Genomic DNA, 23,044 nt, shown 5'->3' with positions numbered 1-23,044 from the left:
TTAATTGTGTATTTATGGTAAAGGAAATGTCACCTGAAACTTTACTCCAGTAGAGCCTGTAATCTTGATATTTCCTGCTAACTGATGGGTTAAGGCATCCACCAACTCCCATCCTAATGATGCAATTTTTTTAAAATCAAAGTTTGGTGGTAAGCCAATACCGTTATCACTAACTATCAACATTAAATTGTTATTAATTATTTTATTAATTTTAATATTGATTGCACCATTAATGCTTTTGGTAAATGCATATTTTAAGGAATTTGATACAAGCTCATGGATAATTAAGCTACAAGGAATTGCTGTATCTAAACCGAGGAAAATACAATCTTCGGTATTGATTGTCAAAGCGATCGCATCTTCATTGACTTCATAAGCAGTAAATAAACTGGCTACCAAATCTCTAATATATTCACCAAAATTAATCCTTGCTAAGTCTTGAGACTGATACAATTTTTCGTGTACGAGAGCCATTGATGCAATCCGCTGCTGGCTTTGTTGAAATATTACCAAATCTTCTTGGTCTTTGATATAGGCAGATTGCAGGTTTAGTAGACTAGAAATAACCTGTAAATTATTTTTGACCCGATGGTAAATTTCTTTTAATAATACCTCTTTTTCTAATAGTGATGCTTTAATTTGCTCCTCCCACTGCTTGCGTTCGCACTGCGCGGCTTTCCGTTCGTTAATGTCTTCGACCACAGAAATAAAATATTTTGGCTCCCCACTAGATTCGCGCATTAAAGACACAGTGAGATTAACCCAAACTATGGAATTATCTTTGCGGAAATAGCGCTTTTCCATCGAGTAAGTTTGAATATTATCTGCTAAAATCTGCTCAACATATTTCAGGTTAGTATTAAGATCGTCTGGGTGAGTAATATCTTGAAAAGTTAGCAACTGTAGTTCTTCGAGTGTGTAACCGAGAAGATCGCAAAGCTTCTGATTAACTAACAACCAGCTTCCATCGATTGCGACATGGGCAATGCCAACAGCAGCTTGATGGAATGCAGCCCGAAATCGCTGTTCGCTCTCTCGCAATGCTTCTTCTATTCGCTGGCGCTCAGTAATTTCTGTCTCTAGTGATTCATTGATTTTTGTTAACTCTGCTGTCCTTTCCTCAACCATGCTTTCTAATTGGTTAAGTAGGTTATTTAGTGTCTCCTCTACTTGCTTGCGATCGGTAATGTCAGTATGCGAACCTGCCATTCGTACTACATTACCATCATCATCCCACAGTGCTTGCCCTCGATCTGAAATCCATTTATAGGTGCCATCTTTACATAAAGCTCGATACTCGGTAATGTAAAACGGTGTTTTCTGAGCAAAGTGATCTTGAACCGCTTGTTTCACCCAGTCAAGATCGTTCGGATGCACTCGTGTCACGCATTCATCTAAATGGTTAGAAATTTCGTGGTCTTCATAACCGAGCATTTCTTTCCAGCGAGCTGAGAAGAAAACTTCATTGGTTTTAACATTCCAGTCCCAAATTCCATCATTATTGCCTCGCAAAGCTAATTGCCAGCGTTGTTCGCTTTCCCTCAACACCTCTTCAGTCCGTATGCGTTCAGCAATTTCCTTGGCTAATTGGTAGTTTGCAGCCTCTAGCTGGGCAGGACTCGGTAGAGTCAGTACCTGCGGCATTAATAGCACAAGCTCTATAGCCGTTAATACGGAGACAAAAGCGGTGATAGCTTTGAGTAACCCTGATAGCCAATAGGTAGGATACCAAAGCGTCCATATATTCATTAAATGAGTTGTGCCACAAGCAACGATGAATGTGCCAAACATTAGGAATATCCAGCCGAAAGGCATATCTCGCCGCTTACGAACAAAATAAACCAACATGACTGGAATTGAATAGTAAGCAAGTCCAGTTAACACATCTGAAATCAGATGCAACCACACCAATCCTGGTTTCCAGAGGTAGCAATGTCCGTGGGGAATAAACTCGCTAGTAGAGAAAAAATTATTTAAAAATTCCATTATAAAAACCTACACATTGCACAAGTCTTCACCAAAACCTGAAGTGCGAAAGAAGAGGTTTTTAACCTCAGACCTTTTATAGATGCGTATACGCCTAGAGAGTGGCTCTCAGATTCTAAAGGAGAACTACGTTTGGCATTCGTCAGAGTTTTACTGTACTAGTGTTAGGCTAAAATCGAGTAGTAGCTTGAGCTTCTATATTCTGTGTTCGTCATCTTCTCTAAGTTTTTTAATCTGACTAATATAAGATTTATTCAAATTAAAGTACCGCGATCGCTTTGGTTATTGTTACCGTATATCCTCTGAAATCAACCATTTACATATATAAAAACCTTCAAAAACCACAGTAATATTTCGGTTATATAATAATCTAATTTTAATCTAGCTGTATACGTGTATTTTCGGGCTACCTCACTAAAACAGTGCTGAGTGCCCAGTTATGAGTGCTGAGTAAAAAGTAAAATTAATTGCACTCAGCATACAGAACCCCAAGCCCCTAAATTTATTTATGAAAAAAATAAAAACATTTTTTAAGGGGACACGACATGGTGTGAAAAAGCGAAAAACGCGGTCTTGGGCAAAGCCCCAAGTGGAGCGATTTTTCAAGACAATATGTCCTTGTTTCAATCCCCTAGTTTTAACTATGGGGTTATACTCAGCACTCAGCACTCAGCACTACCTCACCTCAGTTTGGGTAGGTTAGCGCCCTAACGTGGCAACGGCGGATGAAACGGGAAGCTCGCGCTGTATGCTACGCATCAGCGTCGGGTACGTCACTGATGAGATGAGCGAAATAGGTGACTATGTTCGGGATGATATAAATGCGATCGCCCTGTTGTTGTTGAGAGTGCTGGACTAATTATATAAAGTGTAGTGCGAATTAGTTTTTCTTGATGAGTACAGTCTGCCATTTGATTCAGGGGGACAACCCTAATTTTTTCATCGGGCCATCCAATGCGAAAGCAAATAGCAATCAGGGTTTCGGCTGGATAGTGTTCGAGTAGTTTAGCTTGGGCATTTTCGACGTGACGCGCACTTAAATATAGGCAGAGGCTAGCCTGATGTGCTGCCATAGAGGCTAATTCTTCGGCAGGGGGGACTTCTGTACGTCCACTAATACGTGTCAAAATAATGGTTTGAACTAAACCAGGGACAGTCAGTTCTACTTTGAGTTTGGCAGCAGCAGCTTGAAAGGCGCTGATCCCAGGTATGACTTCAAAAGGAATATTTTCCTCTCTTAGGAGATGCATCTGCTCGTGGATGGCACTGTAGAGACTAGGATCGCCAGAATGGAGACGGACTAGAGATTTGTGCTGCGATCGCACTCTATCGATCATAATCGCCAAAATTTCTTCTAAAGTCTGATTCGCAGTTCTAATTATCTCGGCATCTTTTCGGCAAAGTTCTAAAATTTGTTCGGGTACTAAAGAATCAGCAAATAAAATCACATCAGCAACAGCCAGTAATTTTTGCGCCTTCACCGTTAATAAGTCAGGATCTCCAGGGCCTGCTCCGACAATATACACAGATGGTTCTACAGCATCTAGTGTTTTTTTATAACTTAGGCTTTCTGTATATTCACTTTTAGAAGAACACACGGCAATCCCTCAAAAATTTTTTTGGTATTTTCTCAGTATCTTTCCGGATTTACTCTCTTCCCCTAGTAGAGAGTAATGGTAGATGCACCCTGGTTAAGCCCTAGAGAATACTCTGGGGCATTTTTTATTTTTATTTTTTGGACATTGGGCATGGGGCAAAACAGTGCTGAGTGCTGAGTGCTGAGTGAAGAGTTAGGAGTTAAGAGTTAGGAGTTATAAGAATTTTCCTCCTGCTCCCCTGCCCCCCTGCTCCCCGTGCTTCCTCATCCCCCCCTCTCCCCATTTCCCTTAAGAGTAGGAACTACATCGGGTAAAGGGCGTTTGAGTAAGTAAAGCCAAGCTAATCCAACTAATCCTAATAGAATTCCTAAACTACTGACTACTTGTGCCATCCGTAATGGCCCCAGCATCAAGCTATCAGTGCGAAAGCCTTCAATCCACAAGCGTCCTAAGCTGTAGGCTGGCCAGTAAATTAGAAACAGTGTGCCTACCTTCAAACGTGGTTTACCAGACAAAGACCGGAAAAACAACGTTATTAGTAGCGCAAAAACCATTAAATCCCACAAAGATTCGTAGAGGAAGGTGGGATGAAAGTAGTCGAAACTAACATATTCTAAAGGACGATGGTCTGCTGGAATATAGAGCTTCCAAGGTAAATTAGTAGGATCGCCAAAAGCTTCAGAATTAAAGAAATTGCCCCAACGTCCGATCGCCTGCCCTAAAATCAGCGAAGGTGCTACTAAATCTGCCAGTTGCCAGAAAGAAACCTGCTTGATTCTGGCAAAGATTAACGCAGCCACAACGCCACCAAGAATCGCTCCATGAATGGCAATACCTCCTTCCCAGATCGCAAAAATTTTTCCTGGAGTTGGGGCATATTTTGACCATTCAAAAAAAACGTAATATAATCGTGCGCCAGGAATTGCCCCAATCAACAACCAAAAGAACAAATCGCCTAGCAACTCAGGATTAACGTTACGGCGCTTTGCCAAATTCTGGGAAAGGATGACGCCAATTAACACTGCTGTGGCAATTAACAAGCCGTACCAACGAATACTTAGTGGCCCTATTTTCACCAGAATCGGTCCTGGAGAAGTAAATTGAAACGCCAAGGGCAAAGTGGGAAAATCCAGTGCCATGAAAAATTACCTAGAAAAGTTCGTTAACTACCCGCGCACTTTGCTAAGTACGGAGTTTCTGGTGTCTCGAATACTGGAACTATACTTGAATCTCCACAATGTTGTGGTGAAGTAGGTAAAAATCCAGTATTCAAATTTAGCAGTCTAGTGCAGTGTGGTGGAAATAACTATGCAGTCAACAATAACGTAAAGGCTTATGCTATAAGCTTTCTTTCCTCCTGCCTTGAAAGTGCTGTTAGCGGAAGCGGGGCGTTTAGCCCGTGCTGAGTCACCGAAGTTTGGATGCCTACGGCGGGCTTCGCCAACGGAGGAAGCCTCCGCTCCAACTTCTCGCTGAGTGCTGAGTAAAAATACTAGTTCCTAGCTCCCTGCCTCTTGCCTCCTGCCTCTTGCACTAGTTGCTAACGCTTAGTTGAGCATAACTTGTACCAGTGAACTACCGAACACCCATCTGAGTTACAGATAGGGTGTAGGCTTCCGGCGTCATTGGCAGATGCCCCTTTTCCTTTCAGATAGGTGGTCTGACTCCGCCTCGGCACGGCAAGAACGGGGTTCCCTCCGTCCATAGATAATATCCGAATTCCTTCATTTCTGATGTTCAGTGTTGCATTACCATCACGGTCATGATGAGTTTTGCACGATGGGCAGTCCCATTCACGAATATCGAGCGTTAACTCATCAAGAACATAACCACAGCATGAACACGTTTTAGAACTGGGGAAAAATCTTCCAATTTTCAAAAGTTGTCCCGCCATTCATCCCGACACCAAGCTTTCAGCTATGGTGCGGGGCTTCTGTCGGTTCAAGCTAAAACAATTGAGTTTACCATCCTTACCGAGAACGCAAGATGGTAGATTTGAGTAAGTTAAACAAAATGGTTTCAATATAATCACCTAAACAACTTTGATATATTTAAAATTGTGATTGCTATTTATCCTGGTAGCTTCGACCCCATTACCTTGGGACACCTCGATCTCATAGAGCGCGGTAGTCGGCTGTTTGAGCGGGTGATTGTCGCTGTACTACGGAACCCTAACAAGATGCCACTTTTTAGTGTGGAGCAACGGCTAGATCAGATCCGTCTTTCTACAGAACATCTACCTAATGTAGAAGTAGACAGCTTTGATGGTCTTACCGTCAATTATGCTCAAATGCAACAAGCACAAGTTTTGATCCGGGGTTTACGGGCTGTGTCAGATTTTGAAGTGGAACTGCAAATGGCTCACACCAATAAAACTCTTTCTACCCAAATAGAAACAGTTTTTCTCGCAACCTCAAATGAGTATAGTTTTTTAAGTAGTAGTGTGGTAAAAGAGATTGCAAGGTTTGGTGGCTCTATCGATCATCTCGTTCCCCCACACATTGCCCTAGATATATACCAATGCTACAATCAGAAATCTCCAATGTTGAACCCAATCTCAACGGAAGCAATCCCCCCTCTCAAGAATATCTCGGCGGAGAGGGAAGCATAGATATTCAGCAGGAACTCAACCGCCTAGAGGAAATGGTTCTCTCTAGTCTCAGGATTCCGCTGACGGGACGCACACTCATAGATGAAGAAAAGCTGCTAGATCAGCTTGATTACATCCGCCTTGCTTTACCATCCCTTTTTCAAGAAGCAGCAGCAGTTCTCAACCAAAAGGACGAAATTCTGCTGGAGGCGGAAGAGTATGGACAGCAGGTTGTTGAGGCTGCACAAGCAAAAAGAGCGCAAATTTTAGCTGAAAGCGATATTATTCACCAGGCACAACAAGAAGCTGAACAACTGCGGCGACAAGTGCAACACGAGTGTGAGGGAATAATGCAAGAAACCCTCGCCGAGATTGAGCGCAAGCGGTATGCTTGTCAGCAAGAGTTAGAGCTGATGCGACAAACTGCGATCGCTCATGCTCAAGAAATTGAAGATGGTGCTGATGCTTATGCCGATGGCATTTTGGGAAATATCGAGCAGGATCTTAAAGAGATGTTGCGAGTTATCACCAACGGACGGCAACAATTGCAAATTGATAACCTCACTCAGCGCAATTCACCTCCTGGCAAAAAAAGATAGAGGTTATAACCAGAGATGAGGAAAAATTATCGGTTGGGTTTTGCTATTGCTTAACCCAACAATTTTTATAAATAAAGACCTTTGGTTTTCTATACCTAACTGGTAATAGGTTTAAAATTTTGGCTTGTAATTAAACAGGATTTTTAATAGATGCTTACTTTCGCTCAAGTTAACTTTGGAGCAAATTCAGCTAGTATACTGGGACTTATTTATTTGCTTTTAGGAGTAGTTTATTTAATTTTTATGGTATTTTGGCTGGTCAAACGCGGAGCAAGACTTACGAGTTGGGCTTTAGCACTTTATATTATCCAAGCGATATTTACGCCAATTATAATGCTATTGTGCGGATTTATTTTGGTTTTTCAAGGCTGGCGGTTAGATCCAATTCTTCAATTTGGGCAACTTTTATTGAGCTTATTAACTATTTACCTACTTATCAAAGATATTGTAATTAATGCAATTTACAGAAATAGATGATTTTAACATTGAGAGAATTTAATTAATAACATTGGTATTGAAAAATCATAAAAATGGGTACTGGGTAATGAAAAAAGTACCTAATCTCCAATATGCTTCACTGTGATCGCGATTGGTTAATTCGTTTTTGTAATTCGGCTTCAATTTCTTCATCTGTGCTGCAAAACACTTTTGGACGTTACTCTAATCTATCCATGAGAATGTGGAAAGCTTCTACATCTTTGAGAGACTAGCGAACCCAGTCCCGTAACTCTTCATCAGTCATCGCTTGGTAGTTAGAATCTGTCATAGCAATATTACCGTGTAAAGGTTTGTAAATGATTACCGTAGTCCCCGGAACTAAAACTGAATAGTTAATAGGTACGTGGTTTTACTACCCGCAAGATCATTCATTAAAGGAGCACTATAATGAGTACTTTCGGTTCGATATTTGTCGCTCAGGACAATAATTTTACTGTTGTTGATGGCGGATGGACTAGCTTTGACCTATATCCGCGTCAGCTTGGTGATATCAACGGCGATGGTCGCGATGATATTGTCGGTTTTGGAAATAGTAATGTCTACGCCGCTCTAGGTCAAAGCAATGGCACTTTTGGTCCGATATTTGTTGCTCAAAGCGATAATTTTACTGTGGTTGATGGCGGATGGACTAGCTTTGACCTATATCCACGTCAGCTTGGTGATGTAAACGGCGATGGTCGCGATGATATTGTCGGTTTTGGAAATAGTGATGTCTACGTCTCTCTAGGTAGAAGCAATGGCACTTTCGGGCCGATATTTGTTGCTCAGGACAATAATTTTACTGTGGTTGATGGCGGATGGACTAGCTTTAACCAATATCCGCGTCAGCTTGGTGATGTTAACGGCGATGGTCGCGCTGATATTGTCGGTTTTGGAAATAGTGATGTCTACGTCGCTCTAGGTCAAAGTGATGGCACTTTCGGTTCGATATTTGTCGCTCAGGACAATAATTTTTCTGTGGTTGATGGCGGATGGACTAGCTTTGACCTATATCCACGTCAGCTTGGTGATGTCAACGGCGATGGTCGTGATGATATCGTCGGTTTTGGAAGTGATAATGTCTACGTCGCTCTAGGTCAAAGTGATGGCACTTTCGGTTCGATATTTGTTGCTCAGGACAATAATTTTTCTGTGGTTGATGGCGGATGGACTAGCTTTAACCAATATCCGCGTCAGCTTGCTGATATCAACGGCGATGGTCTCGATGATATCGTCGGTTTTGGAAATAGTGATGTCTACGCCGCTCTAGGCCAAACCAATGGTACTTTCGGTCCGATATTTGTCGCTCAAAGCGATAATTTTTCTGTGGTTGATGGCGGATGGACTAGCTTTAACCAATATCCGCGTCAACTTGGCGATATCAACGGCGATGGTCGCAATGATATTGTTGGTTTTGGAAATGCTGATGTCTATGTCGCTCTAGCTTAATAGTTTGTTTGTCATTGCCTCCAATGTCACCTCCCTGTTAGAGGATGTTTGTAAAGTCTAATTTATTACTAGCCTTAGCGATTATAAATCGGGCGCCAGTTGCTTACGGGGGAAACCCCCTTCTCTACGAGACGCTACGCGAACGTTTGTGTAGCAGCGATTTATATTCGCCCAATACTTTTTAAACATCCTCTTAGGGTAGATTTCTAGGTTCTATCGCTTCCCTGATGCTAAACTGACTTACGCTATTATTAAATACCAAGTTGGAAAACTGCAAAATTCTTTCTTTATAAGAAAAACAGCTTTAAAAAGCATGGATTTAATATTAGGAACCATAAAGGGAGCGATAGAGCCTATTTCTATCTGTTGGCTTTTGATTTCCTCTCAGCAGATGATTACAAAGTATATGTAAAATCTTTCACCAGCATACCCGGAACTAAACTACCTCCCAGTTGGCGACTTTCATAAGTTCCTACTTCGGGAATGAATTCTTGAAAAGTGGTCAAATCTACTAAGTTTTCTCCCCAGAAGCGATAAAGACTTTCATCAAAACGTAAGTTTTCAATGGGAGCACTAATTTCTCCATTTTCTACCCAAAAACAAGCATAACGAGTCATACCTGTGATTCTACCAGTGTGGCGATCGCTCCAATTCAAGTAATGCAAATTAGATACATATAATCCGGTATCTAAACTCGGAAGAATCTGCTCAAATACTAGATTTCCAGTACTCACTTCTGGCGCTCGTAAAGTCTCTGAACCATTAGCGCCGTTGGCAATTTTTTGATATTCCTTAGCAGTTCGAGAATTCACTAGAGTATTTACCAAATATCCTTTTTCTATTACAGGTAACTCCGGTGCTGCCATTTCTCCCAATTCATTAAATCGCGGCACTAATCCTCGCTGAAAATTTTCTTTCAAACTAAATCTTAGAGAAAGTTGTTTTTCTTGACGCGATAAAGCAGCTAAAGCACTGTTTCCTTGTTGGATATCAGCTTCGCTTACCGCTCCCCAAGAAAGCATTACTAATAAATCTGCAACAGCAGCAGGTGCAAAATAAGTTTTGTATTGTCCCCGTGGTAATTCTTTGGCTGGGCGAGAAAGCAATTCGAGTTGCTTTTTGGCTTCGTTAATTTTGGCTATATATGCAGATTCATTCCAATCACTCCCAGCAAACGTACCCTTAACTGCTTGTCCAGATGAGGAAAATAAAGAATAATCTAAGGTAAAAGAATCAGTAGCAAACCAGTGTTTTTGACCACTAGAATCACCATAAGCTTTAATTACTATTCCCCCTGCATATATCCCTGTAAAATCCAATTCAGCAACTAGTTCTAACACAGTTGGAACTACTGCCTCAGCCGCCAACAAATTCCCAGAATGTATTTCTCTACTGATATTATTTCCTGATGGCAAAACTAGATATGGATCGATGGGTAGTAGAATAAGTTCGTTACGTAGTTCTTGCAAAGCAGTATATGCTAACTGCCAGTCTACCTCCCAATTTCCAGTAAAAGGAAACTGCCGAACACTGTTGCGCTGATATTGCATCAAAGTCAGTTCTATCCAACCATCAGCAACACAACCAGTTTGTCGCACTTTCGCATGATTGAAACGAGTAAATTGACTTATTTCACTGCTAAGTCTCACAGTGAATTGTTCATCTTCTACTTTTTTGATCAGCAGACTTTCAATCAGTCGATTAAAGCTGACTTCTAATGCAGATAATTCCTCAATTTTCATAGATATTAAATTATTCATAGAGAATGGGGGAGAAAGTTAGGAGTTAGGAGTTAGGAGTTAGGAGTTAGGGGTTAGGAGTTGGGAGTTTTTTTTAATTCAAAACTCCTAAGTAGCTAGACGTAAATAAATTAAAGTTTGTAGTAAGGATCTTAGTCCTAATAATTTTTGTTTTAAGCAATGAATCGCTCACTACTAACTAAAATTTTCTGTTTAATAATACCTACCTATTTAAGTACCATCTCTTCACTCCTAACTCTTCATTTTTAACTCCTAACTCTTCACTCCTAACTCCTAACTCTTTCAACTTCCTCCACCAAAAACTTCGACATTAGCAAATACACAGATCGGTGAACCGTGTCCTACCCAAATGGCCTGATTTGGTTCTCCTTTGCCACAATAAGGAGTACCATACATTTGCCAGTTTGTGGCATCTCCGACTTTAATTAAACTATGCCAAAATTCTGGTGTTGTGGCGCGGTAGTTGGGATTACGGAGGGTTTTAGTAAGTTTACCGTTTTCAATTAATTTAGCGTACTCACAACCAAATTGGAATTTGTAGCGGCGATCGTCAATTGACCAAGAACGGTTAGATTCCATGTAAACGCCGTGTTCTATCCCGCCGATAATGTCTTCAAAAGTGCCGTTTAAAGGCTCTAAATTCAAGTTACCCATGCGATCGATCGCTGGTCGATTCCATGAGGAAGCACGGGCACAGGCAACTCCTGGTACATCGGCTCTTACTTGACTCTCTAGACTGCCTAAACCCCGTTGGAGTACTCCTTCTTTAACCAAATATTCCTTTGTTGCTACAGCACCCGTATCATCAAAGCCATAGCTGGCAAATTCACCAGGCACGGTGGGATCAAAGGTAATATTCATCAATGGCGAACCATATACTAGGTTGCCAAAATCACTTTTATTAACAAAGCTGCCCCCAGCATAGTTACGCTCATCTCCCAAAATTCGGTCAATTTCTAGGGGATGTCCAACACTTTCATGGATTTGCAGCATCATTTGATCTGAGGCTAAAACTAAATTGGTACGAGTGGTTGGGCATTCCTCTGCTGTCAAAAGTTCTATTGCTTGTTCCCCTATTTGCCGCACTCGATGCCATAAGTTTTCTTGTTTTAAGAGTTCGAGTCCGCCTTGGTAACAGTTTGCTTGTGAGCCGTTGTTGCTGCGCTGCTGTACAACGGCTCCATCTTGAGCAGTGGCTCCGTAGTTAGTGCCTATAGATAGTATTTTTTGATAGACTTCTGAGCCATTGCTGCTAACAAACCAAGATTCTCTCTCAGTGGTGCTGGCGCTGGCTATGGTTTGCACAATTTTGTCGTCAACTTTCAGCGTTTGGCAAATACGAACCAGTAAATCATTGATTTCTCCTGGACTCAGAGCATCTAATGGCTCAAGAAATGGAGATTTATATTCACCAACGACTTTGGGGCGCTCACTTTCACGGAAGGGATGTATCCACCATTCACTGGCTGCTAGTGCCTGTTTATAGGCTGTTTCGGCAGCAGTTTGTAGGGAAGACAATTCTAGAGAGTTAGTAGCTGCATAACCCAGACAGCCATTGACTAAAACTTCCAGCATGGCTCCGGTAGTGAAGGATTTGCCGTTTAGTTGGGGTAAGGCGTCACGGACTAAACGGGTAGTAGAAGTCTCCTTTACGGCTCTAATACCGATCCAATCAGCGGGAATATCGAAACTAGCGATCGCTTTTTTAAGTTCAGACCACATAATTTTGGGGAATGGGGAGTGGGGAATGGGGAGTGGGGAATGGGGAATGGGGAGTGGGGAATGGGGAATTTTCCCCCTACTTCCCACTCCCTACTCCCTACTCCCCACTCTCCCTAATTCCGATGCCAGCGCGTGCCATCACGGCTATCAATTAGCGTAATACCTTGTGCTTGAAGTTCGTCACGAATGCGATCGCTTTCGGCAAAATTCTTGGCAATACGTGCTTCTTGCCTTTGCTGAATTCGTGCCTCAATTTCCGCATCGCTTAAACCATTACTCTTGTCCGGTTCCGCTTCTATTTTGGCTTCTAAACCCAAAACTCCAGCTAATGTAACAAGAGTTTGCCATTGACGCTTTAACTCATCAGGGGAAGTTTCAGTTTTACCTTCATGCACAATAATATTTCCCTCACGGCGCAGTTCTTTAGCTAATTCAAACAGCACTGTTAATCCACCAGGAAAATTAAAGTCGTTATTCACAGTTTCTTGGAAGCGTTCAACAATCTCAGGGAGTGGGGAAGGTGGGGCCCCCTCTGGGGATAAGGGGTAATGGGGAATAGGGAATGGGGAATAGGAATTAGTATTATTTCCTTCCTCACTCCCCACTCCCCACTCACCACTCCCTACTTCCCAGCCTAGTTTTTTACCGTATTGGTAGCCGAAGAGTAACCCTTCTTTAATGGTGTGCCAACCGTTAGTTGCTGCGGCGATCGCTTCGTCGGTAAAATCAATTGGTGTACGATATTGAGCGGTCAGTACAAACAACCGTACTGCCATCGGGTCAACTCCTCGATCTAGTAAGTCTCGAATAGTGGTAAAGTTGCCCAAAGATTTGGACATTTTTTCACCATCTACCTTCACCATGCCGTTATGCAGCCAGTAACGCGCCAGGGGTTTTCCTGTCACAGCCTCAGATTGGGCAATTTCGTTTTCGTGGTGGGGAAAAATTAAGTCGGCACCACCAGCATGAATATCTATGGTATCACCCAAGCGATCGCGTACCATTGCCGAGCATTCTATATGCCACCCTGGACGACCTGCACCCCAAGGTGAGTCCCAAGCAGGTTCTCCTGGTCTGGCTGCTTTCCACAAAGCAAAATCAAAGGGGTCTTTCTTTTTCTGGTATTCTGGATCTTCGACGTTGACGCGATCGCTTTTCCCCGCTTGCATATCTTCTAACTTGCGTCCCGAAAGCTTGCCATACTCAGAAAACTGCCGCACTGCATAATACACATCGCCGTCAGCAGGGTAGGCAAAACCTTTATTTTCCAACTCATGAATTAACCGCAAAATGCCATTCATCGTGTGGGTAGCACGGGGATACTCATCGGCTTCTTTGATTCCTAGCCGTGCCATATCCTCAAAATATGCTTTGATAAAGCGATCGGCTATAGCTTCCATTGAGGAATGTTCAAGACAGGCTCGATTGAGAATCTTGTCATCAATATCAGTAAAATTTTGGATATATCGGACTTCATAGCCGATAAACTGGAGGTATCGGCGGATTACATCCCAAACGATGCAAGCTCTAGCATGACCCAAATGGCAGTAATCGTATACCGTCACACCGCAGTAATACATCTTAACCTTGCCTGTTTCGACTGTTTCAAACGGTTCTTGACGACGGGTGAGGGTATTGTAAAGGGTTAGGGTCATAACAGAGTAATGCTGAAATAGAGAGATACGTAATAATAGGGTAAAGCAGCTGGGATGACAGTCCAGCATCCCTATGCTAGTACGTCACGGCGGAAATCAACATACTTTGGACAAAATCTCGAAAGCCAAGAAATCAAGGGTTTTTGACTTTTGAGAGCCAGTTGCTTCTCCCTTGGCGCTAGCCTCTCCCTTTGGGAGAAGGGGAGACGCTGCGCGAACAACGCGGGGAACCCGCGCAACGCACTGGCTCCTTTTGACTTTTGACTTCCGCGTAGCGACGCTAGTGTTTTCTGGACTATCTGCGCTACATTACTATTTTTTGACTATTTGATTAACAGCGCTATGCAATCAGCAGTTACACCCGAATTTTCCGCAATGGATACGCCCAAACAAGGAATGCCAGTAACAATTATTACGGGTTTCCTCGGTAGTGGCAAGACGACTTTACTCAATCATATCCTCAACAACCAACAGGGTTTAAAAACCGCTGTTCTCGTAAATGAATTTGGCGAAATTGGCATCGATAACGAGCTAATTGTTTCCACTGGTGAGAACATGGTGGAGCTAAATAATGGTTGTATCTGCTGCACTATTAATAATGATTTAGTAGATGCAGTTTACAAAGTTTTAGAACGCCAAGAAAATCTAGATTATCTAGTCGTGGAAACAACTGGATTGGCAGATCCGCTACCAGTGGCTTTAACATTTCTGGGCACAGAATTGCGGGATTTAACCCGCTTAGATTCGATTATTACCGTGGTAGACGCGGCGAATTACAGCTTAGATTTATTTAACTCTGAGGCAGCATACAGCCAAATTGCTTATGGCGATGTAATTGTGCTGAACAAGGCAGATTTGGTTGATGAAGCCACTTTGAACGAGTTAGAAAGAAAAATTAACGAAGTTAAGGAAGGAGCAAGAATTATTCGCGCGACGCGATCGCAAGTGCCACTTCCTTTAATTCTCAGTGTTGGTCTGTTTGAGTCTGATAAATATTTTGACACAGTGGTGGATGAACACGACCATCACGATCATCACGACCATGACCATGACCACTCAACATGCGGTCACGATCATCACGACCATGACCATGACCATCACGATCATCACCATCATTCTGACCATTTAGAAAATGATGGTTTTACTTCCATATCTTTCCAAAGTGACAAGCCTTTTTCTATTAGGAAGTTTCAGTATTTCTTAGATAACCAGCTACCCTCAAATATCTTCCGAGCGAAGGGCATTATGTGGTTTGATGAAAGTCCGAAGCGTCATATTTTCCACCTTTGCGGTAAACGCTTCACCTTGGATGATGATGAATGGAAAGGTCAATTGAAAAACCAACTAGTGCTGATTGGTCAAAATTTGGATCGTGAGGCTTTAATCAGTCAACTCGAAAACTGCATTTGTCTACCTTCTACTAGTCGCGGTAAAGGGTTTGGGAAATAAAAGTTAGGAGTAGAGACGCGATTAATCACGTCTCTACAGGAGTCTACTCGTTCCCAGGTGGAACCTGGGAATGCATTCTTAATGGCTCTGCCATCGATTTTGAGCAATGGAAAATGAGAGAATAGCCAGTGTTTCGCCAATAATGACGTTAGCGAGTCCGCAAGCGTCATTACGAATTAGTTAAAATGCGCGTTGTTATCCAGCGAGTCAAATCATCTCAAGTTACAGTGAATGGTGAAATTATCAGTAAAATTGGGCGGGGGCTAAATTTGCTCGTAGGTATAGCCAATACCGATACTGATGCTGAAATTGACTGGATGGTGCGTAAGTGCTTAGAGTTGCGGCTGTTTCCTGACGAAGGAGGAGACGACCGTTGGCAAAAATCTATACAAGAAATTGGCGGCGATTTGTTAGTAGTCAGTCAGTTTACACTTTACGGTGACTGTCGCAAAGGTCGCCGTCCTTCTTTTGACCGTTCAGCCGCTCCCCAATTAGCAGCAGATTTGTATAATCGTTTTGTTACCAAATTAAGAGCTAGCGGGTTGCAGGTGGAAACGGGTCAATTTGGTGCAATGATGCAAGTTACAATTGAAAACGATGGCCCCGTAACTTTGTTACTTGAAAAAGAAGCAATTTAAGTATATACACTAAAAAAATGAATAACAGTAGCCTCTAGACCGTGGTGTTCTAATTGATGAGAGAATATTAAATTAACCATCACCAAAGTTTAAATTCATTCATCATGGCGAAAATCCAGTTTTCTAGAGGTTTTGACGAAGAGGTAATTCCAGATGTGCGTCTGACGCGATCGCGTACTGGGGACAGTGGTACAGCGACGTTTATTTTTACGAATCCGAAAATTTTAGATCAAAGTACCACCGAAGATATTACCGGGATGTACTTGATTGACGAAGAAGGCGAAATAATTACCCGTGAAGTTAAGGCTAAATTTATTAACGGGAAACCGGAAGAATTAGAAGCACTTTACGTGATGAAATCTGCCCAAGAATGGGATCGCTTTATGCGCTTCATGGAGCGGTATGCTGAAGAAAACGATCTGGGACTGAGCAAAAATGAGGCATAGGACATAGGGCATAGGGCATGGGGCATCGGTAATTGTCAGCAAGAGGACAAGGGGCAGTTCTTGCAGGGGGGAGAACCCCATACATAAATGCAGTTGCTCACTTGCGGACGTATTATTTCTCTCTACGAGACGCACTCGCGTTCGCGCTGCGCGTCTCGAAATAAATGTTTTTATTTTGAGCATAAATAAATTTACTTGCTCTATATCCCTTTTGGCAGGGGAATCCTAGAATCTTTCTCCTCTGCTCCCAGCTAAGAGCTCCCCTGCTTCTTCGGTCAAACGATTTTGGATTTTAGATTTACGATAGCGAAGCGTTAGCGAGTCCGCGTACTCTGTAAGAGTTGCAAGCTAGCAAGAGCGTCTCGTAGAGAGCGTATGCGTGGATTAACCCCGTCCACAAGGGTCGGGGCTTGGGGATTTTAGATTAACGATTTTAGATTTCTTCCGCTCACAAGGGGCGGGGCTTAAACCGAAAAACCCCAATCCAAAAACCCCAATCCAAAATCTAAAATCTAAAATTGGCACGGTCAATGCGCCATTTACCATGCCCAATTATCAATTATTAAAAGTACATGAGTGACATATAATGCCACAACCTCATCCAGACTCGCCTGGAGTTCTAGTAACTTGTGCTGTAGTTACTGTCAGCGATACACGCACTTTGGAAACAGACAAAAGTGGCCAGCTAATTCAGCAGTTACTCCTTGGTGCTAACCATGCTGTAGGAGCCTACACGATTATCAAAGATGAACCAACACAGATTCAAGAGCAGATAGAAAATCTAGGTAAAAGCTCAAATTTGGATGCTGTAATCTTCAATGGTGGTACAGGTATTGCACCAAGAGATACCACCTACGATGCCATTGAGAAGTTATTGGAGAAAACTTTGCCGGGATTTGGTGAGTTATTTCGTTTTTTAAGTTATCAAGAAATTGGTTCGCGGGCGATCGCTTCTCGCGCTGTTGCTGGTATTTATCAAAATAAATTAATCTTTTCGCTTCCTGGTTCCAGTAATGCTGTGCGGTTAGCTATGGAAAAACTGATTTTACCTGAACTGGCTCATTTAGTAAGTCAAATGCGGAACAATCACCCAGGTTTAAAGTACTAATTACCACCAGGTTACAGTTAGATTTTCCTCAGTCATTCACTCTAGATGTTTTAAGTGAGTCCGCAGCACTGGAACTTTTACAAGAGTGGGTAGGAGCAGAAAAAGTCGCACAGGAATTAGTTGATGCCAAAGAGATTTGTCAGCGTTTAGGTTATTTGCCTTTGGCGTTGAACTTGGTGGGGAGGTATGTGAAAAAGCGGAAACTCTCTTTAGCAGAAATGTTGCGGCGGTTAGAAGCAAAAAAGTTAGCTCATGAGTCTTTAGCAAGGGATCAAAAAGACAAAACTTGGACGCTAAATGTCAAATGGGGTGTTATTGCTGCTTTCGAGTTAAGTTGGGACGAGTTAAGTCATGATGCCAAGGAGTTAGATGTTTTACTGAGTTTATTTGCTTTAGCTCCTATTCCCTGGACACTGGTAGAAAGTGTAGAAACGGGAAAAAATGTTGAACAGTTGGAAGATAGCAGAGTTGAGTTAGAGAGTTTGCATCTGCTTCAAGGAGAGAACGGCTACCAACTACATCAACTGATTCGGGAATTTTTTCAAATCAAGCAGGCTGAGTTTAATCAGGTAAAGGAATTAAAGCGATCGCTTTGCCGGGTAATGGTAGCAATTGCTAAAGATATTCCTGAAACACCCACCCTTGAGCAAATCACCGATGTCTCCCCTACAATACCTCATATAGCTGAGGTAGCTAAAAACCTCATTCAATACGTGAGTGATGAAGATTTAATTTGGGCTTTCCTCGGTAACGCTCAATTCTACGATGGTCAGGGATTATATAACCAGGCAACACCTTTGCTTGAGCAGTGTTTAGAAGTAGCTAAAAACCGCTTCGGAGAAGAACATCCTCTTGTTGCACAAAGCCTCCACAACTTAGCAGGAATCTACTACTCCCAAGGACGATACAGCGAAGTACCTGCAATCATTGGAATTAAGGCAACACTTGCTGGGTGAGGAACATCCTGATTTTGCACGAGGCCTCAACAACCTAGCAGAAGTCTACAAATCCCAAGGACGGTACTCAGAAGCCGAACCACTTTTGCTGCAAGCATTGGAACTGAGGCGACACCTGCTGGGAGAGTCACATCCTGATTTTATACTAAGCCTCAATAACCTAGCGATACTCTACTACTTCCAAGTACGGTACTCAGAAGCCGAACCACTTTTGCTGCAAGCATTGGAACTGAGACGACACCTGCTGGGAGAAGAACATCCTTTTGTTGCACAAAGCCTCAACAACTTGGCGCATTTTTACTACTCCCAAAAACGTTTCTCAGAAGCCGAAGCGTTGCATCTACAAGCGCTGGAATTGAGGCAACGCTTGCTGGGAGAGTCACATCCTGATGTTGCTAGTAGCCTCAACAACTTGGCGTTACTCTACACATCCCAAGAACGTTACTCAGAAGCCGAAACACGGTTTTTGCAAGCATTAGAACTGATACAACGCCTACTGGGTAAAGAACATCCTCTCTTTGCAATAAGCCTTAACAATCTGGGGTCACTCTACGACTCCCAAGAACGTTACTCAGAAGCCGAACCCCTCTACCAGCAAGCTTTAGCACTAAGGCAACGCCTACTAGGAGAGTCACATCCTGATGTTGCTACCAGCCTCAATAACCTGGCAGGACTCTACAAATCCCAAAGAAGATACACCGAAGCCGAACCCCTTTACTTGCAAGCTTTGGAAATTTTGGAGCAACGCTTAGGAGCGAATCATCTGAAAACTATCACTTGTCGTGAAAATTTGGCAAATCTTCGCGATCGCCCCACCTAAGAACAGTAAAATACAAGTTCTCAGCCTCATCAATTAAGCTTTTATCTCCAAGGTTCGTGTTCTAAACTCCAAGTTTCCTGTTCCCAGCGAGAACGTTCCTATTCTAAGTGAGAATGTTCCTGTCTCAAACGAGAACATTTCTATTTCTAGTGAGAATGTTCCTGTCTCAAACGAGAACGTTCCTGTTCCAAGTGAGAATATTCCTGTTTCAAGTGACAACGTTTTAATTTCGAGCTAGTCGTTCCTTGTTTTGAGGTGGAATGATGGTGTTGTCAAGGCGATCGCTTTGGGAAAATTTGTTAGGGAAGGCTGGGCGATCGCTAATACCGTTTCTTTATGAAGCTACGCCAAATGCTAGCTTTTTTCAACGCAAAGGTACGCGGAGGTTAGCGCAAAGGTACACAGCGGTTTTCTAATGATAATTAGGCGCATCTTCCTTGAGTCAACCACGCTGCATAAAGAAGAGATTGACGAATATCTTCTGCTTCTAAATCAGGATATTCTTTTAAAATTTCTTCTATGGGCTTTCCATGAGCTACCAAATTTACCACTAAAGAAACTGGAATCCGCATCCCGCGAATGCAAGCTTGTCCAGCCATAATGGTAGGATCAAATGTAATTCTCTCCAGACCTAACATAAATTATCCCTCCAAATTGTTGGGTTGCTGACGCTGGGCAATCTGAATTAATAATCTTAATGCCTCATTCACTGCTTCATCGTTAGGAAAAGCTTGAGCAACATCAGGATCTAAACGCACTAGGTTAGTTTGTGTACGATATCGCTCAACATATTTACCTCTAACTCCCCCTTCCATTTGAGCGAAGTCATATTCAGGACGTACTTCATCTTCCATTTCGTTGTCAACTTCCTTCTTCATAAAACCTCCTCTCTCTAGGGGTAGCTTTTCGGGCGCTGATAATTCTTACTTTTTCCCCTCTATCAGTATGTGCAACTACTAAGAGTTGCCCAAACCCAGATAAGCCAATAATAACGTAGCGGCTTTCTCCAATTGAGTGGTCAGGATCGGGAAAAGTTATGGATAGGGGATCGTTAAATACAGTTGCAGCATCCTGAAAAGAAACACCATGCTTCTCAAGATTTAGTGTCGCTTTGTCTGAATTCCATTCAAATTCCATGTGAAATTATTCACTTGATTCCAAATAAAAAAGAAACCGCAAAGTTTCGGGGTTTCTTTTTCTTAAATTAGTTTTTCAACAATTTTTAGAAAGGTGCGATCGCTAAACAAATGGTAGCTAAAATCGCAGCGATGATATAAAACACTCCTACTACTTGCAATTCTGACCAGCCAGTAAGTTCTAAATGATGGTGTAAAGGTGCCATTTTGAAGAGACGTTTGCCTTTACCATCAGGCCCTTTAGTGGCTTTATAATAACTTACCTGTGCCATCACCGAAAGGGTTTCTACGAAGAAGATACCACTGAGAATAAACAGACCTACTAAGCTGTTTGTCAATAGTGCTACAGCAGCTAAAGCTCCTCCCAGTGCCAGGGAACCAGTATCTCCCATGAAAACGCGGGCTGGGTTACGATTATGGGCTAAGAAACCTAAGCACCCGCCACTTAAAGCAGCACAGAAAACCATCAATCCTGGTGCTGTAGGCGCGACTAGAGCACCTAATGCCAAAAGTGCGATCGCAACTGTTCCTGCTGCCAAGCCATCAATACCATCTGTTAAATTAGTCGCATTACTTTCTGCAACTAGTACAAAACCGGCTATTGGCCAAAATAGAAATCCTAAGGGTAGTGTGAAGCTCACCCAAGGCAAAGCAATATTTGTAATATTAGAAGGTTGATTAAACATCAGCCATAGACAAAACATAGCCGCAAAACTCACCTGCAAAGCCAGTTTTGTTTGTGGAGATATACCTTTATTTGATTTCCGGCGCAGAATTTGCCAATCGTCGAGCCAGCCAATCAATCCGTAGCTGATTGTCAAAGCCGAAACTGCAAGCACCTCTTTAGAAAAGTTAGACAATATACAGGCAAGCAGAACAGATACAGGTATAAAAAATATACCGCCCATTGTGGGAGTGCCTGCCTTTTTGAGATGAGCTTGGGGCCCATCTTCGCGAATTATTTGTCCAGTTTTAAGTGCTTGAAGTAAAGGTATTACCCAATAGCCCACCACACCTGAACCCAAGGCACACAACAGCAGTGGCAGGGTTAACGACATACTTTGCCAAGGTAGCCGATTGGCGATCGAATCCAAGAAAAATGCTGTTGTACCTAGCCCTACGGCTAATAAAGAGGCTAGAGCGATTCCAGAAATGTTTAATCCTTGCTCAGGAGATAATTTAGCGTCCACAGAAGTTTCCCTTCACTCCACACTTATAAAATTGAATACCATTAACTAGGGATACTACCAAGTCCCTAGCCTGAAAAGGCTAATTCTCAGCGATTCCTATATCATCATCTTCATCATCATCGAGGTCGTAGCCAATTCCATCTTCTACACCCATTAGGGAGTCTATTCCTTCTTCGTCAGCTTGAAAATCCGGTTCGTGAACGTCACGGGCGATGATGCGACCGTTGTTTTGTAACCAGTCCAACAAAGAGGACTCTGGCTTTAGGGGGATGACATCGGCTCGTTGGTTACGAGCTGCTTCACGTAATGGAGAGTTCAACATATCGAGTCAGGGCAAGAAAAGGTTGACGTAAGTTGACATTTAGAGTCTATCACTTGACACGGATTAATTTAGTTATCTTTTCAACCCTTTAGTTGATAAATCCGCATTCAGATAGAAATTTTTTTATTTAATAAGCATAAGGCTTAAGTCAAGCGATTCTTAGTAATTTTTATGGCTCTACATATATGTCATGAATATCTTGTTTATGCTGATGGAAAGTGAATGATTTTTGAGGTGACAGGCGATGATGGGAAAAGCGGCTCTTATGGATGCGATCGCACTTACTAATCGCGGTCTACTGGCGACTGAAGAACAGAAACAGGCTATCTTAGCAGCGATCGCCAACTTAGAAGACTTTAATCCTACACCCCGTCCGGTGGAAGCTAGTAATTTGCTAGATGGCAATTGGCGATTACTATACACCACTAGCAAGGCTCTTTTAAACTTAGATCGTCTACCTTTGTGCAAACTCGGTCAAATCTATCAGTGTATCCGAGTAGAAACTACCAGCGTTTACAACATAGCGGAGATTTACGGCTTACCTTATTTAGAAGGATTAGTCAGCGTTGCTGCCAAATTTGAGCCAGTTTCACTTCGACGTGTCCAAGTAAAATTCGAGCGGTCTATTATCGGCTTACAACGTTTAATAGAATACAATTCTCCGGTAACTTTTATCCAACAAATTGAAGCAGGTAGAAAATTTCCCGGAATTGATGTTGCTATAAACAGTGACAAACAGCAAGGCTGGTTAGATATCACTTATATAGATAACAACCTGCGGATCGGCAGAGGTAATGAGGGAAGTGTGTTTGTCTTAACTAAAACATAAGCTTCTACAAAATAACTATTTGCGAACGAAGGTACGCTATAACGTGTGCCTTGTCAAGTAGGATCTAATACAATTTTTTGGGGAATGGGGAGTAGGGAGTAGGGAGTGGGGGAGATGAGGGAGATGGGGGAGATCAGGGAGATCAGGGAGATCAGGGAGATCAGGGAGAAAGAATAATTAATATTCAATGCCCAATGCCCAATTCTCAATTCCCAATTCCCCACTCCCCACTCCCCACTCCCCACTCCCCACTCCCCACTCCCTACTCTCAATTCAGACAAATAACTTAACAAAGACTCTTGCTGCGACCTTGA

The 23,044-nt window shown here is 42.5% G+C and carries 24 protein-coding genes and 2 pseudogenes; 12 read left to right on the top strand and 14 right to left on the bottom strand.

The window, feature by feature from the left end; translation table 11 throughout:
* Positions 1–12 precede the first annotated feature (12 nt).
* From RMY63_RS41835 to RMY63_RS18540, 6 genes and pseudogenes are all read right to left on the bottom strand, one after another.
* Positions 13–702, bottom strand: a complete 690-nt coding sequence (locus RMY63_RS41835; protein WP_416212532.1) for a sensor histidine kinase — start codon at positions 700–702, stop codon at positions 13–15.
* Positions 679–1,026, bottom strand: a pseudogene (locus RMY63_RS41830) (PAS domain S-box protein); the annotation flags it as partial. The pseudogene RMY63_RS41830 and the gene RMY63_RS41835, both read right to left, overlap by 24 nt.
* An 84-nt stretch (positions 1,027–1,110) precedes the next feature.
* Positions 1,111–1,608, bottom strand: a pseudogene (locus RMY63_RS41825) (PAS domain-containing protein); the annotation flags it as partial.
* 1,151 nt (positions 1,609–2,759) lie between these two features.
* On the bottom strand, positions 2,760–3,584 hold the full coding sequence (gene cobM, locus RMY63_RS18550) for a precorrin-4 C(11)-methyltransferase (RefSeq protein ID WP_322730107.1): 825 nt from the start codon (positions 3,582–3,584) through the stop codon (positions 2,760–2,762).
* A 263-nt stretch (positions 3,585–3,847) separates the two neighbouring features.
* Complete coding sequence (gene lgt / locus RMY63_RS18545; RefSeq protein WP_322730106.1) at positions 3,848–4,723, bottom strand: prolipoprotein diacylglyceryl transferase; 876 nt, start codon at positions 4,721–4,723, stop codon at positions 3,848–3,850.
* A gap of 401 nt (positions 4,724–5,124) precedes the next feature.
* On the bottom strand, positions 5,125–5,478 hold the full coding sequence (locus RMY63_RS18540) for a zinc ribbon domain-containing protein (RefSeq protein WP_322730105.1): 354 nt from the start codon (positions 5,476–5,478) through the stop codon (positions 5,125–5,127).
* Positions 5,479–5,643: 165 nt separating this feature from the next.
* On the opposite strand from RMY63_RS18540, the gene coaD reads away from it, so the two are divergent.
* The 4 genes from coaD to RMY63_RS18520 all read left to right on the top strand — a co-directional run bounded on the left by coaD (position 5,644) and on the right by RMY63_RS18520 (position 8,699).
* Positions 5,644–6,195 (top strand): pantetheine-phosphate adenylyltransferase, encoded by a 552-nt coding sequence (gene coaD / locus RMY63_RS18535; protein WP_322730104.1) that lies wholly within the window; start codon positions 5,644–5,646, stop codon positions 6,193–6,195.
* Positions 6,105–6,773, top strand: a complete 669-nt coding sequence (locus RMY63_RS18530) for a DivIVA domain-containing protein (RefSeq protein ID WP_322730103.1) — start codon at positions 6,105–6,107, stop codon at positions 6,771–6,773. Before coaD ends, RMY63_RS18530 begins: the two co-directional genes overlap by 91 nt.
* A gap of 150 nt (positions 6,774–6,923) precedes the next feature.
* Entirely contained in the window at positions 6,924–7,250 is a 327-nt protein-coding gene (locus RMY63_RS18525; RefSeq protein WP_322730102.1) for a Ycf66 family protein, read from the top strand.
* Between the two features lie 408 nt (positions 7,251–7,658).
* Complete coding sequence (locus RMY63_RS18520) at positions 7,659–8,699, top strand: VCBS repeat-containing protein (RefSeq protein WP_322730101.1); 1,041 nt, start codon at positions 7,659–7,661, stop codon at positions 8,697–8,699.
* 395 nt (positions 8,700–9,094) lie between these two features.
* Here RMY63_RS18520 and RMY63_RS18515 read toward each other — a convergent pair whose 3' ends face one another.
* The 3 genes from RMY63_RS18515 to cysS all read right to left on the bottom strand — a co-directional run bounded on the left by RMY63_RS18515 (position 9,095) and on the right by cysS (position 13,836).
* Positions 9,095–10,441: a TldD/PmbA family protein gene (locus RMY63_RS18515; protein WP_322730100.1), complete on the bottom strand. Its 1,347-nt coding sequence runs from the start codon at positions 10,439–10,441 to the stop codon at positions 9,095–9,097.
* Between the two features lie 300 nt (positions 10,442–10,741).
* Positions 10,742–12,181 carry a TldD/PmbA family protein gene (locus RMY63_RS18510; protein ID WP_322730099.1) on the bottom strand — a complete coding sequence of 480 codons (1,440 nt, stop codon included), beginning with the start codon at positions 12,179–12,181 and terminating at the stop codon, positions 10,742–10,744.
* 113 nt (positions 12,182–12,294) lie between these two features.
* Positions 12,295–13,836 (bottom strand): cysteine--tRNA ligase, encoded by a 1,542-nt coding sequence (gene cysS, locus RMY63_RS18505; protein WP_322730098.1) that lies wholly within the window; start codon positions 13,834–13,836, stop codon positions 12,295–12,297.
* 342 nt (positions 13,837–14,178) lie between these two features.
* Here cysS and RMY63_RS18500 point away from each other — a divergent pair, with 342 nt between their 5' ends.
* The 7 genes from RMY63_RS18500 (at position 14,179) to RMY63_RS18470 (ending at position 19,669) form a co-directional block, all read left to right on the top strand.
* Positions 14,179–15,285, top strand: a complete 1,107-nt coding sequence (locus RMY63_RS18500) for a GTP-binding protein (RefSeq protein ID WP_322730097.1) — start codon at positions 14,179–14,181, stop codon at positions 15,283–15,285.
* A 185-nt stretch (positions 15,286–15,470) separates the two neighbouring features.
* Complete coding sequence (gene dtd / locus RMY63_RS18495; protein ID WP_322730096.1) at positions 15,471–15,923, top strand: D-aminoacyl-tRNA deacylase; 453 nt, start codon at positions 15,471–15,473, stop codon at positions 15,921–15,923.
* 104 nt (positions 15,924–16,027) lie between these two features.
* Positions 16,028–16,369, top strand: coding sequence for a photosystem II reaction center protein Psb28 (psb28, locus tag RMY63_RS18490; protein ID WP_322730095.1), 342 nt, complete (start codon positions 16,028–16,030; stop codon positions 16,367–16,369).
* Between the two features lie 583 nt (positions 16,370–16,952).
* Positions 16,953–17,477: a MogA/MoaB family molybdenum cofactor biosynthesis protein gene (locus tag RMY63_RS18485; RefSeq protein ID WP_322730125.1), complete on the top strand. Its 525-nt coding sequence runs from the start codon at positions 16,953–16,955 to the stop codon at positions 17,475–17,477.
* A 188-nt stretch (positions 17,478–17,665) separates the two neighbouring features.
* Positions 17,666–18,433, top strand: a complete 768-nt coding sequence (locus RMY63_RS18480; RefSeq protein ID WP_416212531.1) for a tetratricopeptide repeat protein — start codon at positions 17,666–17,668, stop codon at positions 18,431–18,433.
* On the top strand, positions 18,405–19,253 hold the full coding sequence (locus tag RMY63_RS18475; RefSeq protein WP_322730094.1) for a tetratricopeptide repeat protein: 849 nt from the start codon (positions 18,405–18,407) through the stop codon (positions 19,251–19,253). Before RMY63_RS18480 ends, RMY63_RS18475 begins: the two co-directional genes overlap by 29 nt.
* Positions 19,254–19,513: 260 nt before the next feature.
* Positions 19,514–19,669 carry a hypothetical protein gene (locus tag RMY63_RS18470; RefSeq protein ID WP_322730093.1) on the top strand — a complete coding sequence of 52 codons (156 nt, stop codon included), beginning with the start codon at positions 19,514–19,516 and terminating at the stop codon, positions 19,667–19,669.
* 6 nt (positions 19,670–19,675) lie between these two features.
* On the opposite strand, the gene RMY63_RS18465 is transcribed toward RMY63_RS18470, so the two are convergent.
* The 5 genes from RMY63_RS18465 to RMY63_RS18445 all read right to left on the bottom strand — a co-directional run bounded on the left by RMY63_RS18465 (position 19,676) and on the right by RMY63_RS18445 (position 21,901).
* Positions 19,676–19,891: a DUF433 domain-containing protein gene (locus RMY63_RS18465; protein ID WP_322730092.1), complete on the bottom strand. Its 216-nt coding sequence runs from the start codon at positions 19,889–19,891 to the stop codon at positions 19,676–19,678.
* Positions 19,892–19,894: 3 nt separating this feature from the next.
* Positions 19,895–20,131: a hypothetical protein gene (locus RMY63_RS18460; protein WP_322730091.1), complete on the bottom strand. Its 237-nt coding sequence runs from the start codon at positions 20,129–20,131 to the stop codon at positions 19,895–19,897.
* On the bottom strand, positions 20,115–20,390 hold the full coding sequence (locus tag RMY63_RS18455; protein WP_322730090.1) for a BrnT family toxin: 276 nt from the start codon (positions 20,388–20,390) through the stop codon (positions 20,115–20,117). Before RMY63_RS18455 ends, RMY63_RS18460 begins: the two co-directional genes overlap by 17 nt.
* 85 nt (positions 20,391–20,475) lie before the next feature.
* Entirely contained in the window at positions 20,476–21,579 is a 1,104-nt protein-coding gene (gene mraY, locus RMY63_RS18450) for a phospho-N-acetylmuramoyl-pentapeptide-transferase (RefSeq protein ID WP_322730089.1), read from the bottom strand.
* A 79-nt stretch (positions 21,580–21,658) separates the two neighbouring features.
* Entirely contained in the window at positions 21,659–21,901 is a 243-nt protein-coding gene (locus tag RMY63_RS18445; protein ID WP_322730088.1) for a DUF3134 domain-containing protein, read from the bottom strand.
* Positions 21,902–22,145: 244 nt separating this feature from the next.
* On the opposite strand from RMY63_RS18445, the gene RMY63_RS18440 reads away from it, so the two are divergent.
* Positions 22,146–22,730 carry a PAP/fibrillin family protein gene (locus RMY63_RS18440; protein WP_322730087.1) on the top strand — a complete coding sequence of 195 codons (585 nt, stop codon included), beginning with the start codon at positions 22,146–22,148 and terminating at the stop codon, positions 22,728–22,730.
* Positions 22,731–23,044: the final 314 nt, after the last annotated feature.

Origin of the sequence: Nostoc sp. ChiQUE01b (assembly GCF_034531255.1) — a bacterium.
In the GTDB taxonomy this organism is placed as follows: Bacteria; Cyanobacteriota; Cyanobacteriia; order Cyanobacteriales; family Nostocaceae; genus Nostoc.
Note: the sequence above shows the minus strand (reverse complement) of the source record. Positions and strands in the feature narration are given on the sequence as shown.